The following is a 14,022-nucleotide window of genomic DNA, read 5'->3' as shown; positions in this document are numbered from 1 at the left end:
GCCTAGCCGAAACGGCCGGTGATGTAGTCTTCCGTGCGCCGATCCGAGGGAGAGGTGAAGATCTCGTGGGTGGGTCCCACCTCCACCAGCTCCCCGAGGAGGAAGAAGGCGGTGGTGTCCGACACCCGGGCGGCCTGCTGCATGTTGTGGGTGACGATGGCCACAGTGTACTTCTCCTTCAGTTCCCGGACCAGTTCCTCGATTTTCGCCGTGGCCATGGGGTCCAGGGCGGAGGTGGGCTCGTCCATCAGCAGCACCTCCGGTTCCACGGCGATGGCCCGGGCGATGCAGAGGCGCTGTTGCTGGCCCCCGGAGAGGGACAGGGCGGGGGAGTCCAGCTTGTCCGCCACCTCGTCCCACAGGGCGGCGCCTCGGAGGCTGCGTTCCACCAGCTCGTCCAGGGAGCGGCGATCCCGGGTGCCGTGGAGCTTGGGGCCGTAGGCCACGTTCTCCCGGATGGAGGAGGGGAAGGGGTTGGGGCGCTGGAAGACCATGCCCACCCGCCTCCTCAGGCCGATGACGTCCGTCTGGGGGGCGTAGATGTCCTCCCCGTCCAGGAACACCTGCCCCTCCACGGAGACCCCCCGGATGAAGTCGTTCATCCGGTTGAGGCAGCGCAGGAAGGTGCTCTTGCCGCACCCGGAAGGGCCGATGAAGGCGGTGACGCTGTTTTCCGGGATGGACAGGCCGATGTCCTTGAGGGAGGGGCTCTTGTTGCCCCCGTAGGTGAGGAACAGGTGCTCCACCCGGAGCTTCTCCGCCCCGGGCGTCCCGGTTTCCCGGGCTACCGGAGGCACCGACGCTGCAATCATGAACGTTCCCCTTTCTTCGTCCCCGACGGGTTCATCGGGAGGTCTTCAGGCGCAGGTGGGCCCGCCAGAGCACCCCCACCAGGGAGATGCCCAGCACCAGGATCAGCAGCACCAGCACCGTGCCGTACTGGATGGGCCGGGTCTTGTCGATCTGGGTGCCCGCGGTGGCCAGCACCAGCACGTGGTAGGGCAGGGCCATGACGGACTGGAAGAGGCTCTTGGCCAGGCCGGGGGTGAAGAACGCCGCTCCGGTGAAGATGATGGGGGCCGTCTCCCCCGCCACCCGGCCGACGCTCAGGATGGCCCCGGTGAGGATGGAGGGCAGGGCTGCGGGGAGCACCACCCGGCGGATGGTCTGCCATCGGGTGGCCCCCAGGCCGAAGGAGGCGTCCCGGTAGTCCTGGGGGACGTTCTGCAGGGCCACCTCCGCGGCCCCGACGATCACCGGCAGGGCCAGGCATCCCAGGGTGAGTCCCGCCGCCAGGAGGCTGGCTCCCATGCGGAGGAACACGCAGAAGAAGGAGAACCCGAAGAGTCCGAAGACCACCGAGGGCACCCCGGCGAGGCTGCGCACCGCCAGGCGCAAGGTCCGGGTGAAGCCGTCGTCCCGGGCGTACTCGTTGAGGTACACCGCCGTGAAGACCCCCACGGGGAAGGCGAAGGCCATGGAGACGGCGATGAGCTGCACCGTTCCCACCAGGGGGGTCAGGATGCCCCCCTCGGTCATGCCGTTGCGGGGAGGCTCGACCAAGAAGCTCCAGGAAAGGCTTCCCGCCCCCTGGAGGATCAGGAAGCCCAGGATCCCCCCCAGAACCAGGAGCACGAAACCCATGGACAGCCACAGGAAGAGCGTGGTGGCTCGGTCCGCCAGGGTCCTTCGGTTCAGCATCCCCGCCACCTCCGTCCCCGGTGCTCGATCCACAGGGCTCCCAGGTTGATCGCCAGGGTGAGCAGGAGGAGCAGGAGCCCCATGAAGAACAGGGCGTGGTAGTGGGGGGACCCCACGGGGGTCTCTCCCATCTCCGCGGCGATGGTGGAGGTGAGGGGGCGCACCGGGTCCATGAGGGCCTCCGGGAGGATCGCCGCGCCTCCCGCCGCCATGAGGACCACCATGGTCTCCCCCAGGGCCCTCATGATCCCCAGGAGGCAGGCCTGGAGGATTCCCGGCAGCGCAGAGGGCACCGCCACCCGGAAGATGGTCTCGCTCCTCGTGGCCCCCAGGGCGAAGGAGGCGTCCCGCAGGGCCTGGGGCACCGCCGCCAGGCTGTCCTCGGCGATGGAGGCCACGATGGGGATCGTGAGGATCCCCAACAGCAGGGCGGCGTTGAACAGGTTGAGTCCCGAGAGGAGTTCGAACCGGCTCTGAAGCTCCGGCGCCAGCACCACCATGCCGATGAACCCCAACACCACCGAGGGGAAGAAGCCCAGGATCTCCAGGACGGGCTTGAAGACCTCCCGAAGGCCCAGGGGGCAGGTCTCCGCCAGGAACACCGCCAGGGCCAGGCTGAAGGGCACCGCCATCAGGGAGGCCAGGAGGGTCACGGCGAGGGAACCGACGATGAGGGGGAACATGCCGAACTTAGGGGGCTCCATGGTGGGGTACCAGAGGGAGCCCAGGAGGATCTCCCCCAGGGTGGCCTCCCGAAGGATGGGGAAGCTCTCCCGGACGAGGAAGAACAGGATGAAGATCATGATGAGGATTCCCGCCGCCGCCACCAGGGAGATCAGGATGCGGGGAAGGCGGTCTCCCTTCATAGTGTCGTTCATGGAGCCCCCTCTTTTCCCGGACGTGATGGATCGCGAAAGGGGGAGGGCTCCAGCGGAGCCCGCCCCCGAAATCTCTGCGTCCCTCATGGTGCCCCTACTTCAGGGTGACGAAGCCTTCCTTCGCCACGTACTTCTGACCTTCCGGGCTCATCAGGAAATCCAGGTACTTCTTCGCGTCCCCCTGGGGGGTTCCGTTGGTGTACATATAGAGCTTCCGGGAGGTGGCGAACCTGCCGCCTCGGGCGGTTTCGGGGGTCCCCACCACGCCGGCGATCTTCAGGGCCTTCACGGACTTGGTGTCCACGTAGCCCAGGCTGTCGTAGCCCAGGGCAAGAGGGTTCTTGGCCACGGTCTGGATCACCGCGCCCGAGGAGGCGACGATGAGGGCCCGGGGCGTCACGGGCTCCTTCTTCAGGATCTTCTCCTCCCACACCTCGAAGGTGCCGGAGCTGGTGTCCCGACCCACCACGGCGATGGGCTTGTCGGGGCCGCCCACTTCCTTCCAGTTGGTGATCTTGCCGGTGTAGATGTCCTTGAGCTGCTCTGTCGACAGGTCGGACACGGGGTTGGAGGGGTGCACGATGGGGACGATGCAGTCCACCGCCACGGTGTGCTCCACCGGGTTGATCCCCTTCCCCTTGGCCTGGGCCACTTCTTCCTTCTTCATCTGACGGGAGGCGTTGGCGATCTGGGCCGTGCCGTCGATGAGGGCCTTGATGCCGTTGCCGCTGCCGCCGCCGGACACGGAGATCTTGATCCCCGGATTGGCCTTCATGAAGGCCTCCGCGGAGGACTGGGCGAAGGGGAGTACCGTGGTGGAGCCGTTCATCACCAACTCTCCCGCCAGGGCGGTGCCGGAGAAGAGAAAAGCCGCAAGTGCCAGGGTGCTCGCTGCAAGACCGAAACGTTTCATGTTCGTGATGTCCTCCTTTGGGGACTGGGGTCGGGGACGCCGAGACGTCGCCTCACCGTGCAGTCTACGGAGGAGGGCTTCCGGTTGTTTTACAGGGGAGTAACGGAAAAGTTACAGCCCCCCGGGGGCGCGGGGCTTGCTAGAATAGCCCGAGGCGCCCTCGAGCGCCGGGAGGAGGGGTGTGGCCATGGACGAGACCCCGTCGCCGCTTCGGGAGGTTCCCGATTCCCAGGAGGACCTGCACCGCACCCTGGTGGAGGCCATGGACGCCCTGATCCTCCAGCTGGACCCCCAGGGCCGGGTGACCTACGCGAACCCCGCGGCGACCCGTCTCCTCGGGAAGGTCCTGGCGGAGACCCGGGAGGTCCGGATCGGGGACCTGCCTCGGGAGGAGGACCGGGGACTGGTGGAGCGCTCCTTTCGCCGGGCACTGGAGGGAAGCCCCGCGGTGCCCCTGCTCTGGAAGGCCCCCTGCCCGGAGGGAGAGCGGACCTTCCTCACCCGGTTCAGCGTCGCGCGCCGTCCCGACGGTTCGGTGCGGGCCTGCATCGCCCACGGAGGAGACGTGACGGACCGGGCCCGGGTGGAGGAGGAGCGCAAGCTCTTCTACCACGCTCTGCAGCACGCGGTGCACGGGATGTGCATCACCGACGTGCGGGGTCGCATCCTCTATGTGAACCGGGCCTTCGAGGAACTCTACGGCTTCACCCAGGAGGAGGCCCGGGGCAAGAACCCCCGGATCCTCAACCCCGGGCGCCGGGTCTATCGGGAGTGGGGGGTGGACGAGGAGACCTACGACCGGCTCTTCAGCGAGATGTGGGAGGCCCTCCTGGACCCCGAGAGGGGAGCCTGGGAGGGGGAACTGATCAACCGCCGCAGGGACGGGTCCCTCATGTGGGTACGCCTGTACATCAGTTCCATCCGAGACGTTCGGGGGGACGTCACCGCCTTCTTCGCCACCCCCATGGACCTCACCGCCCAGAAGGAGCAGGAGGAGCAGGTCCGCCTGGAAACCTACCGGGCCATCACCCTCACCGCGGAGATGCGGGACGAGGAGACGGGGGCCCATCTGGTGCGCATCGGCGCCTATGCCCGCCTGCTGGCGGAAACCCTGGGGCTCCCGGGGAAGTTCGCCCGGGACCTGGAACTCTTCGCCCCCTTCCACGACATCGGCAAGGTGGGTATCCCGGACCGGATCCTCCTGGCCCCCCGCAAGCTGGACCCGGACGAGTTCGAGATCATGAAGAGCCACGCCCTGATCGGTTACAATATCCTGAAGGACAAGCCCAGCCTGGCCCTGGCGGCGGAGATCGCCCGGGGACACCACGAACGGTGGGATGGCAGCGGCTATCCCTCCCATCTCAAGGAGACGGAGATCCCCCTGGCCGCCCGGATCACCGCCGTGGCGGACGTGTACGACGCCCTGCGGAGCCGCAGGCCCTACAAGGCCCCCTGGGACCACCCGCGGACGGCGGAGCACATCCGGGAGCAGGGAGGGATCCACTTCGACCCCTCCGTGGTGGAGGCGTTTTTCCAGGTCCAGGAGGGTTTTCAGGAGATCTTCCGCAAACACGCATCCTGACGGGGCCCGGCCCCCTCGGGAGAGAACGAGGAAGAGCGAAAGAGGTGTGGCCATGCCCCCTTCCCGCGAAGGTCCCCTTTCCTCTCCCGTGGAGAGGGAACGGACCCTCATCCTTCAGTTCATCGACCAGCTGAACCAGGCCTCCACGCCCCAGGAGGCCTGCGCCCAGGCGGTCCTCTTCCTCCAGCGCGGCACCCCCTTCTGCAACCCCGACGCCTTCCTGGTGGACCCCAAGGACCCCAACCGGGTGGTTCGGGTGGCCAACCAGGGAACCTACCGTCCCGGGGGGCTGACCCTGGCCCGGGGACAGGGGGTGGTGGGCCGGGCCTTCGAGACCCGGGCCACCCAGGTGGTGGACGACGTGCGTCTGGACCCGGACTACGTGGAAAGCTGCAAGGAGGCCCGGTCGGAGATCGCCGTGCCCCTCCTCTGGCGGCAGGAGATCTTCGGGGTGCTGGACGCGGAGAGCCCCCGGCTCCATGCCTACCGTCCCAAGGACGTGCGGCTCATGGAGCTTCTGGCGAGCCTCCTGGCCCACTGCCTCTCCCACTTCTCCGTGCGGGAGCGCCTGGGCCGGGCGCTGGGGGCGGCGCAGCTTCGGGAGGCGGCCCTGCAGAAGCTCTCCCGACAGCAGCGGGGACTGGTGGACCTGCTGGTGAAGATGGGGGGACACGTGTCCCTGGACGCCCTGTTCCGGGACGTGGTGGAGGACCTGCACGGGGTGCTGGGGTACGAGCACGTCTACCTGGCCTGCCGGAGCCGACGGGACGAACCGGTGCGCCTTCAGTGCTTCCAGGGATTTGCTCCCCCGGAGGAGCAGGTGACGGCCCTCCTGGAGAGCCGGGGGGGGCTGGTGGGGAGGATCCTCGAGACGGGGAAGCCCTACCTCTGTCCCGACACCCGCAAGGACCCCCTGGTGGTGGCCGTCAACCCCGAGGCCCGCTGCGAGCTGGGGGTGCCCCTCCTCGGCTCCGACGGCCACACCTGGGGGTTCCTGCTGTTGAACCAGGGAGGCCCCGGGAGCCTCACCCCCCAGGACGGGGAGATCCTCACCGCCCTGGCCGCCTCCCTGGTGCTGCGCCTGGAGCGCCGGGAGGCCTTCGACTCCCTCCAGCGGGAGCTGGACCGGATGAGGCTGATCCACGGCCTGGTGCAGGATCTGGGACAGACCCGGGAGCTTCCCGATCTGGCCCAGCGGGTGGTGGACCTGGTGGCCCAGCGGATGGGCTGCCACCTGGTGAGCTTCTACGAGGTCCGGGAGGAGGGGACGACCCTCTCTTTGCGCTTTCTGGCCTCCAGCATCATCCCCCGGGAGGACCTGGAACGGCGCTCCCAGGAACTGACCGCCCGGGGCGGGGGGCTGGTGTGCCGCTGCGCCCGGCTGGGGCGGCTGATGAACCACCGGGACATCGGGCCGGAGGCGGGGTTCGTCTCCCTGGTGGCCTCGGGCACGAGGCACCAGCTGGACGTCCCGATCTCCTTCTCCGGGCGCATCCGGGGGGTGCTCTCCCTGGAATCCCTGGAACGGCCCTTCGACGGGGAGGACGAGGCGGCCTTCCAGATCCTGGCGGGACACCTGGGGGCTCTCTGGGCGGTGCGGGACCTCATCGGGGACATGCGGCTCCAGACCATGAAGGACCCCCTGACGGGATTGTGGAACCGGCGCTACCTGGAGGCCCGGATGCAGGAGGAGCAGGGACGGCTGGGACGGGACGAGGAGCCCCTGAGCCTGGCCCTGGTGGACCTGACGGACTTCAAGGAGACCAACGACCGGTACGGCCACTTCGTGGGGGACCTGGTGCTCCAGGAGACCGCCCGGTGCCTGAAGGACAGCGTCCGGGCCAGCGACGTGGCGGCCCGGTACGGGGGGGACGAGTTCGTGGTCCTCTTCCCCCGAACCTCCCCGGAGGGGGCCCGGGAGGTGATGCGGCGCTTCGAGGCCCGCCTGGCCCGCCTGGCGGTTCCGGGAGGTCCCGAGGGGGTGCCCTGCGACCACGGGGTGGCGGGGTTCCCCGAGGACGGGCGGGACCTGACGGACCTGCTCAAGCTGGCGGACGAGCGGATGTACCGCCACAAGGGAGAGAGGAAGCACGGTTTCCCTCTTTCCATCCTTCAAAGAAAGGCGGAGAGTTCATGACCCAGGACCCTCAGCTTCACCTGCTTCTCCTGGCGGGGGGAAGCGGCACCCGCCTCTGGCCCCTTTCCCGACAGGAGCTGCCCAAACAGTTCCTGCCCCTGACGGATTCCCGTTCCCTGCTCCAGGAGACGGTGCTGCGGGTGCTCCGCCTGACCCCTCCGGAGCGCATCCGGGTGGTGACGGGGGAGTCCTTTCGGGCCCTGGTGACCCAACAGGCCCAGGCCTGCGCCGCCTCCCTGGAGGATCCGGTGATCTCGGAGCCCCAGGGGAAGAACACCGCCGCCGCCATCGCCCTGGGGGTGGCCCGACTGGTGGAGGAGGGAGCTTCGGGGGAGGACCTGGTGCTGGTGTGCCCCTGCGACCACGCGGTGGCCCACGTGGACCGGTTCGTCGAGGCGGTGGCCCTTGCCCGGCAGGCGGCGGAGGAGGGGTACCTGGTCACCTTCGGCATCGTCCCGGACCGCCCCGAGACGGGGTACGGCTACCTCCAGACGGAACCCCTGCCGGACCGCCCCTTCCTGAAGGTGGCCCAGTTCGTGGAGAAGCCCGACGCGGAGCGGGCGGCGGCGTTTCTGGAGCAGGGAGGGTTCTTCTGGAACGGGGGTATCTTCTGCTTCCGGGTGGACGCCTTCCTGGAGGCCCTGCGGGAATGGGCCCCGGAGATCGGGGAGCCCGCCGCCGCGGGGGAGGCGGCCCTCCGGGCGGCCTACCCCGGCCTGCCCTCCCGGTCCATCGACTACGCCCTCATGGAGAAGGCTCCCCGGGTGGCCTGCGTCCCCCTGGACGCGGGGTGGTCCGACGTGGGGTCCTGGGATGCGGTGTACGATCTGGCGAAGAAGGACCTTTCGGGCAACGCCCTCTTCGGGGACGCCCGGCTCCTGGACGGGCAGGACAACCTGGTCTTCGCCCGGGAGCGTCTGGTGGTGGGGGTGGACTTGACGGAGACCATCGTGGTGGACACCCCCGACGCGGTCTTCGTGGCCCCTCGGGGCAGCTCCCAGAAGGTGCGAGAGGTGGTGCGGCAGCTTCAGGAGGAGGGGCGCCGGGAGCTGGTGGAAGCCCCGGTGAGCGCCCGTCCCTGGGGGGCCTACCGGGTGGTCTCCCAGTCGGGACGCTACAAGGTCAAGCAGATCACCATCCTCCCCGGGGCGCGTCTGTCCCTCCAATACCATCACCACCGGTCGGAGCACTGGGTGGTGGTGCAGGGCACCGCCAAGGTGGAGGTGGACGGGACGGAGCGGCTCTTCCACGAGGGGGAGAGCGTCTTCGTCCCCAAGGGGTCCCGGCATCGCCTGGGCAACCCCGGAAAGATCCCCCTGGAGATCGTGGAGGTGCAGTGCGGCGAGTACCTGGGGGAGGACGACATCGTCCGCCTCTCCGACGACTTCCGCCGGGTCCCGGAAGTCTGAGCTTCCCTTCGCCCTTGGGTGCGCCCTCGGCCCCCGCCCTCCCCTCGGGAAGGCGGGGGCCGGTGCGTCCGAGAGGGCCGCCCCCCTCACTCTCCCGTGATGGTCTCCGTCGACTCCCCGCCCCCCGCCAGGAGGCGCAGCAGCAGCCGGGCGAGGTAGGGGTCGAACTGGGTTCCCGCCCCGTCGGCGATTTCCTGGAGGGCTTCCTGGAAGGTCCTGGGCTGGGCCCCGTAGGCCTGGGGATGGGTCATGATGTCGAAGGCGTCCACCAGGGCCACGATGCGGGAGAGGAGGGGGATCTCCTCCCCCTTCAGCCCCTGGGGGTATCCCGTCCCGTCCCATCGCTCGTGGTGGGAGAGGATCAGGGGGGCCAGGGGCACCAGATCCGGGGCCGCCTTGGCGATGCGGCACCCGATCTCCGGGTGCTGCCGCACCTGCTCCCATTCCTCCTCCGTCAGGGGGTGCTTGCGGAACAGCTCCGGGGGCAGGGCGGCCTTGCCGATGTCGTGGAGCAGCGCCACCAGCCCCAGGTCCTCCAGCTCGCTTCCCGACAGCCCCGCCGCCGCGCCCAGGTGCAGGGCCAGCTCCCTCATGCGGGTGCCGTGCTCCCGCTGTCCCTCCTCCCGGTCCCAGAAGGCCTCCTTCAGGGAGTCCAGCAGGGCGCTGCGGGCGCTGGCGCTCTCCGTGAGCTTGTTGCGGTACATCCGCTCCTCCGCCTGACGCAGCAGGGCGGTTCGCACGTCCTCCTCCGGGGTGCGCTTCACCGCCACCCCCAGGGCGATGCTGGGCTGCACGGGGAGGTCGTCGATCCGGGCCACCGTCTCCCGGATGCGGTCCGCCACGGCCTCCGCCTGGTCCTCCGGGGTCCGGGGCAGGAGCACCACGAACTCGTCCCCCCCCCATCGGGCCACCACGTCCTCCTGGCGGCAGGCGGAGCGGATGGCCTCGGCGGTGCGCTGGAGCAGCAGGTCTCCCATGAGGTGGCCGAACCCGTCGTTCACCAGCTTCAGGCCGTTCACGTCTCCCATGAGGAGGCTCAAGGGGAGGTTGCGGTTCGTGTCCAGCCGGTACAGCTCCTCCTCGAAGAAGGCTCGGTTGTACAGCCCCGTCACCGCGTCGTGGAAGCCGATGTAGGAGATCTGCTCCGCCGTCTGCTTGCGCTCGATGGCCTGGGCGATCTGCCCGGACACGAAGGCCAGGACCCGCTCGTCCTCCTCCGTGAACCGGAGTTCCTCGTCGTAGCTCTGCACCGCCAGGACCCCCAGGGTGCGCCCCTCCGTCTTCAGGGGCAGCCCCAGCCAGTCCACGGGACGGGAGCCCACCAGGACCATCTCCCCGGAGTCCAGGAGGGGCTGAAGGGTCTCCGGGGTCAGAAGCAGGGGTTTTCCCGTCCGGATCACCAGAGCCGTGGGGGATTTCCCCAGGGGCATGGGGGCGGGGTGTTCGTCGTCCCGCTCGTCCGCGTAATAGGGGAAGTGGAGCAGATTCGTCGTCTCGTCGTAGAGGGCGAGATACAGGTTGGGCAGCCTCATGAACTCCAGGAGGGCCAGGTGGATGGCGGGGTACAGTTCCTGGAGGGTCTTGGCCTCCTGGGTCATCTCCCCCAGGTGGTACAGCAGGGCCTTGTCCTGCTCGTCCCGCTTCCGCTCCGTGATGTCCAGGGTGATCCCGGAGAGGCGCGTCGGGCTGCCCTGCCCGTCCCGCTGGGAGACGGAGCCCCGGGTCAGGAACCAGCGGTAGGTCCCGTCCCGGTGTCGGGAACGGTACTCCACCAGGATGTCCGGGCTGCGTCCCTGGAGGTGGAGGGTGAAGGCCTGGCGCACCCGGTCCCGGTCGTCGGGGTGGATCCGGGCCAGGTTCTCCTCGAAGTCCGGGTCGATCTCCCCCGGCGCGTAGCCCAGGAGGGTGTACCAGCGGGAGGAGCGGAACCAGGTCCCCGTCGAGAGGTCGTGCTCCCAGAAGGCGTCGTGGGTGGCCTCCAGGACCCGGGAGTAGCGGGCTTCGCTGTCGTGGAGGTTCGCCAGGCTTCGGTTCAGCTCCTCCGTGCGCTCCGCCACCCGGTTCTTCAAGCCCCGGTTCCAGAAGAAGACCAGCAGGAGCGCCAGGGCCAAGAGCAGAGAAACCGCCAGCACCACCGCCAGGAGGAGCTGCCCCCCCGCGTCCCGGCGTCCCAGGTCCTGCCCCGGCCACCGGTCCAGCAGGGCCTCCCGGTCCGCTTCCAGGCCCTCGAAACCCCGCTCCACCTCCTGGAGCAGGGCCGCGTTCTTCTTTAACACCCCCCGACGGAGCAGCACCTCGAAGAGGGGGGCCCCCCGGTGGAAGTTCTGGCCGAGCCTCGCCTGCTCCAGCGCCCACAGGGCGGAGGGGTCCTCCCCCAGGAAGGCCCGGACCCGCCCCTTGGCGAAGCCCTCCACCAGGGAGGGGTAGTCCGGATAGGGGAGCACCGAATCCATCCCCTGCTCCAGGAGGAAGGGGATGGACCGTTCCCCCTGCACGGCCCCCACCACCAGGCCCTCCAGGTCCTTGAGCCTCCGGGGGTAGGGCATCCTCCGGTGGACGAAGAGGGAGACGGGGATGCGCCCGTAGGGGGCGGAGAGGAGGAGCCGGGGGTCCGGCTCCTCCGGGGGGAAGACCCCCTCCAGGAGGTCCGCCCGCCCCTCCAGGACCCGATCCACCGCCTCCTGCCAGGGGAGGACGTCGAAGGACACGGGTCGCCCGTTGCGGAGGCTCCATCGCTCCCACAGCTCCACCAGCAGTCCCCGAGGAACGCCCTGCTCGTCCTGGTAGGTGTAGGGGGGGTGCTCCTCTGCGGCCACTCGAAGGGGCGGGGGTGCGGCACAAAGAGGGGAGGCTCCCTCCAGGAGCAGGAGGACCGCCAGCAGGGACAGCCAGAAAAGGGGGTGTCCGGGGGTTCGGTTCATGTTTGTCCTCCATCGGGGGTGCATTGTCGCGATGTTTCTTTACTGTGTTGTAGTATAGCGCTTTCGGGGCGTCAGGAAAGATCCGATGCCGGGGCCGCGAGGTCGGGCAGTTCCAGGATTCGCTCCGCCAGGGTCCGGGCCTCGGTGGGGTCATGGGTCACCAGGAGGAGGGCGGTTCCCTCCCGGTGGATCCGATCCGCCGTCTCCTTCAGGAGCCGATCTCGGGTCGGCCGGTCCAGGGAGGCGAAGGGTTCGTCCAGGAGGAGCAGGTCCGGCCGCACCGAAAGGGCCCGTACCAGCCCCGCCCGTTGCCGCTGTCCCCCCGAGAGGGTGCGGGCCCTTTGCTTCAGCAGGGGCGTCAGGCCGAAGCGTTCTGCCAGATCCCGGACGGGTGCGGGGGTGGTGGTCTCCCCCAGCACCAGGAGCAGGTTCTCCTCCAGGGAAAGCCACGGGACCAGCCGGGGCTCCTGGAAAGCGTAGGCCAGCTTGCGGCAGGATCGGTCGGCCCGTCCCTCCCGGGGCGTCAGCAGGCCCGCGGCCACCCGGAGCAGGGTGGTCTTGCCGCACCCCGAGGGGCCCAGCACCGCCGCCCGCTCTCCCGGAGGCAGGGTCAGGTCCAGGCCCCGCAGGACCCATCGGTCCCCGTAGGTCACCCCCACGCCCCGCAGGGTCAGCACGAGAACCGCCTCCCCAGGCGGCGCAGGAGCCGCTCGAAGCCCCAGCCCCCCAGCACCGCCGCCAGGGTCACGGCGTAGAGGGCGGGGGTGTCCACGGTCTGCCGGGCCCAGGCGAGGCGCACCCCCCACCCCCCGTCGCCGCAGAGGTACTCCGTCACCAGCACCGCCTTCCACGCCCCCGGGGCCGCCACGTCCAGGGCCGCCCCTAGGAAGGGGCGCAGGGAGGGCAGCACGATCCGGGCCAGCACCCGCCCCCGGGGCACCCGGAAGACCCGGGCCATCTCCAGCAGCTCCCCGTCCACGCTGCGGAACCCCGACCGCACCGTCAGGGTCGCCAGGGGAAGGAGGTTCAGGGTGGTGAGGAGCACCGGTCCCCGCCAGCCGATGCCGAAGGCGAACACCGCCAGGGCCAGCCAGGAGACCACCGGGGTGGCCTGAAGCAGAGCCAGGGCGGGTTCGCAGAGGGCGTCCAGGCGCCGGGAGGCCCCCAGGGCCACCCCCAGAAACAGCCCCAGCCCCAGGATCAGTCCCAGGGCGGCGGACACCTCCAGGAGGGTGCGTCCCCCGTCCGCCCAGAAGGCCCCCTCCGCTCCCAGGGTGAAGAGCCGCTCCAGGACGGCCCGGGGGGGGCGGGAGGATCAGCCGGCCCCGGGGCCCCAGGAGGACGGCCGCGCCCTGCCAGAGGGCCAGCAGACCCAGGACGCCGGCGGTGCGCATGCTCAGGGGAGGTCCAGGGCCCGGTCGGGGGTCGGGGGCAGGGTCTCCGGGGCGTGGCGGGAGAGGATCTGGAAGAACCGCCGCAGCTCCGGGGCGGCCGCCCGGGGAGGGACGAACTCCAGGGTGAGCCTTCTGCCCGCCTCCCGCACCAGGGCGGGTTCCATGTGCAGCGTCTCCGCCGCCACGGCCCCCGCCCCTTGGGGATCCCGAAGGGCCCGGGCGACGCTTCGCTGGAACGCTGCCACCGCGGCCTGCTCCGTCGCCGGGTCCAGGGTCCCCACCCGGAAGAGCCCCGTCACGGGAAGCCGGGGCCGCCCTCCGAAGCGCCGGGCCCACTCGACCTGGAGGTCCAGGGCGTGGGCTCCCCCGCGTCGCGCCAGGGTGGCGAAGGGCTCCGGAAGCACCGCCCCGTCGATCTTCCCCGCCGCCAGCAGGGCCACCCCTTCCTGGGGCGAGGCGTAGAGGAGCTTCACGTTCCGGACCGAAGAGGCCTTCAGCAGGGTCCGCAGCACCCCGTCCGCCACGTCCCCCCGTCCGAAGGGCACCAGGATTCGCGTCCCCCCGGCGGCGGAAAGGTCTTTGAGGGGGTTTTCCCGGGAGCTCAGGAGGAAGAAGGCCTTCCAGAGGTGTACCCCCAGGAGGTGCAGGGGGATGCCCCGCTCCGCCAGGAAGGCGGCGGTGGTGGTGGGAAGCACCGCCAGGCCCCCAGGCTCTTTGGCCAGCACGGCCCCCGCCTCCTCCAGGCTCCGCCAGGGACGCAGGACGAGGGGAACCGAGCCCAGGGAGCTTCGATCCAGGATCCCCGTGGCCGCCAGCAGGGAGGGGCCCAGGGGGTGGTGCAGGGTGAGGGCCTCGCAGGGAAGGGCGAGAAGCAGGGTCCCGAGGAGCAGGCCCAGGATCGCGCCTCCCATCCGCAACGAAAGGAAGGAGAAAGGGGTTTTGCTCACGGCGTTCCACCTCCGGTGATTCGACAGTTCCTGATTATACCTCCCCGGTCGTGGGGTTGGTCCTTGCGGAAGGGGGGGTGTCGGATCGTCGGACGAGGGGACGGTACGTCTGGGGGAGGCACCCCCGCAAGAGGGGCCCC

11 protein-coding genes are annotated in these 14,022 nt (G+C 69.8%); 3 read left to right on the top strand and 8 right to left on the bottom strand.

The genetic code is table 11. The annotated features are described in order from the left end of the window. Positions 1–2: 2 nt before the first annotated feature. From pstB to APAU_RS11340, 4 genes are all read right to left on the bottom strand, one after another. Complete coding sequence (pstB, locus tag APAU_RS11355; protein WP_006301899.1) at positions 3–812, bottom strand: phosphate ABC transporter ATP-binding protein PstB; 810 nt, start codon at positions 810–812, stop codon at positions 3–5. A 31-nt stretch (positions 813–843) separates the two neighbouring features. Next, the gene (gene pstA, locus APAU_RS11350; protein WP_006301898.1) at positions 844–1,701 is read right to left on the bottom strand and encodes a phosphate ABC transporter permease PstA; all 858 of its coding nucleotides are present in this window, start codon (positions 1,699–1,701) and stop codon (positions 844–846) included. Further along, on the bottom strand, positions 1,695–2,579 hold the full coding sequence (gene pstC, locus APAU_RS11345) for a phosphate ABC transporter permease subunit PstC (protein ID WP_006301897.1): 885 nt from the start codon (positions 2,577–2,579) through the stop codon (positions 1,695–1,697). Before pstC ends, pstA begins: the two co-directional genes overlap by 7 nt. 94 nt (positions 2,580–2,673) lie before the next feature. Next, the gene (locus APAU_RS11340; protein ID WP_006301896.1) at positions 2,674–3,492 is read right to left on the bottom strand and encodes a phosphate ABC transporter substrate-binding protein; all 819 of its coding nucleotides are present in this window, start codon (positions 3,490–3,492) and stop codon (positions 2,674–2,676) included. Positions 3,493–3,679: 187 nt separating this feature from the next. Here APAU_RS11340 and APAU_RS11335 point away from each other — a divergent pair, with 187 nt between their 5' ends. Genes APAU_RS11335 through APAU_RS11325 form a run of 3 tightly spaced genes read left to right on the top strand, consistent with a single transcriptional unit; the run spans position 3,680 to position 8,620 of the window. Continuing rightward, positions 3,680–5,074 (top strand): HD domain-containing phosphohydrolase, encoded by a 1,395-nt coding sequence (locus APAU_RS11335; RefSeq protein WP_006301895.1) that lies wholly within the window; start codon positions 3,680–3,682, stop codon positions 5,072–5,074. A gap of 52 nt (positions 5,075–5,126) precedes the next feature. Further along, positions 5,127–7,211, top strand: coding sequence for a diguanylate cyclase (locus tag APAU_RS12735; protein ID WP_006301894.1), 2,085 nt, complete (start codon positions 5,127–5,129; stop codon positions 7,209–7,211). Beyond that, complete coding sequence (locus APAU_RS11325) at positions 7,208–8,620, top strand: mannose-1-phosphate guanylyltransferase/mannose-6-phosphate isomerase (RefSeq protein WP_006301893.1); 1,413 nt, start codon at positions 7,208–7,210, stop codon at positions 8,618–8,620. Before APAU_RS12735 ends, APAU_RS11325 begins: the two co-directional genes overlap by 4 nt. A gap of 86 nt (positions 8,621–8,706) precedes the next feature. Here the strand turns inward: APAU_RS11325 and APAU_RS12730 are convergent, their stop codons facing one another. From APAU_RS12730 to APAU_RS11305, 4 genes are all read right to left on the bottom strand, one after another. Further along, positions 8,707–11,541 carry an HD domain-containing phosphohydrolase gene (locus tag APAU_RS12730; RefSeq protein ID WP_006301892.1) on the bottom strand — a complete coding sequence of 945 codons (2,835 nt, stop codon included), beginning with the start codon at positions 11,539–11,541 and terminating at the stop codon, positions 8,707–8,709. A gap of 71 nt (positions 11,542–11,612) precedes the next feature. Continuing rightward, positions 11,613–12,218 carry an ABC transporter ATP-binding protein gene (locus APAU_RS11315; RefSeq protein ID WP_006301891.1) on the bottom strand — a complete coding sequence of 202 codons (606 nt, stop codon included), beginning with the start codon at positions 12,216–12,218 and terminating at the stop codon, positions 11,613–11,615. Beyond that, a complete protein-coding gene (locus tag APAU_RS11310; protein ID WP_050792510.1) occupies positions 12,212–12,763 on the bottom strand; it encodes an ABC transporter permease in 552 nt (183 codons plus the stop codon). Before APAU_RS11310 ends, APAU_RS11315 begins: the two co-directional genes overlap by 7 nt. A gap of 174 nt (positions 12,764–12,937) precedes the next feature. Continuing rightward, positions 12,938–13,882: an ABC transporter substrate-binding protein gene (locus APAU_RS11305; RefSeq protein ID WP_006301890.1), complete on the bottom strand. Its 945-nt coding sequence runs from the start codon at positions 13,880–13,882 to the stop codon at positions 12,938–12,940. Positions 13,883–14,022: the final 140 nt, after the last annotated feature.

The sequence above is a fragment of the Aminomonas paucivorans DSM 12260 genome (assembly GCF_000165795.1).
In the GTDB taxonomy this organism is placed as follows: Bacteria; Synergistota; Synergistia; order Synergistales; family Synergistaceae; genus Aminomonas; species Aminomonas paucivorans.
This window is presented reverse-complemented; position numbering and strand designations above follow the sequence as displayed.

Bases quoted from the DNA above. Each gene is read 5' to 3' on its own strand.
- pstB (WP_006301899.1), bottom strand. From the start codon at position 812: ATGATTGCAGCGTCGGTGCCTCCGGTAGCCCGGGAAACCGGGACGCCC.
- pstA (WP_006301898.1), bottom strand. From the start codon at position 1,701: ATGCTGAACCGAAGGACCCTGGCGGACCGAGCCACCACGCTCTTCCTG.
- pstC (WP_006301897.1), bottom strand. From the start codon at position 2,579: ATGAACGACACTATGAAGGGAGACCGCCTTCCCCGCATCCTGATCTCC.
- APAU_RS11340 (WP_006301896.1), bottom strand. From the start codon at position 3,492: ATGAAACGTTTCGGTCTTGCAGCGAGCACCCTGGCACTTGCGGCTTTT.
- APAU_RS11335 (WP_006301895.1), top strand. From the start codon at position 3,680: ATGGACGAGACCCCGTCGCCGCTTCGGGAGGTTCCCGATTCCCAGGAG.
- APAU_RS12735 (WP_006301894.1), top strand. From the start codon at position 5,127: ATGCCCCCTTCCCGCGAAGGTCCCCTTTCCTCTCCCGTGGAGAGGGAA.
- APAU_RS11325 (WP_006301893.1), top strand. From the start codon at position 7,208: ATGACCCAGGACCCTCAGCTTCACCTGCTTCTCCTGGCGGGGGGAAGC.
- APAU_RS12730 (WP_006301892.1), bottom strand. From the start codon at position 11,541: ATGAACCGAACCCCCGGACACCCCCTTTTCTGGCTGTCCCTGCTGGCG.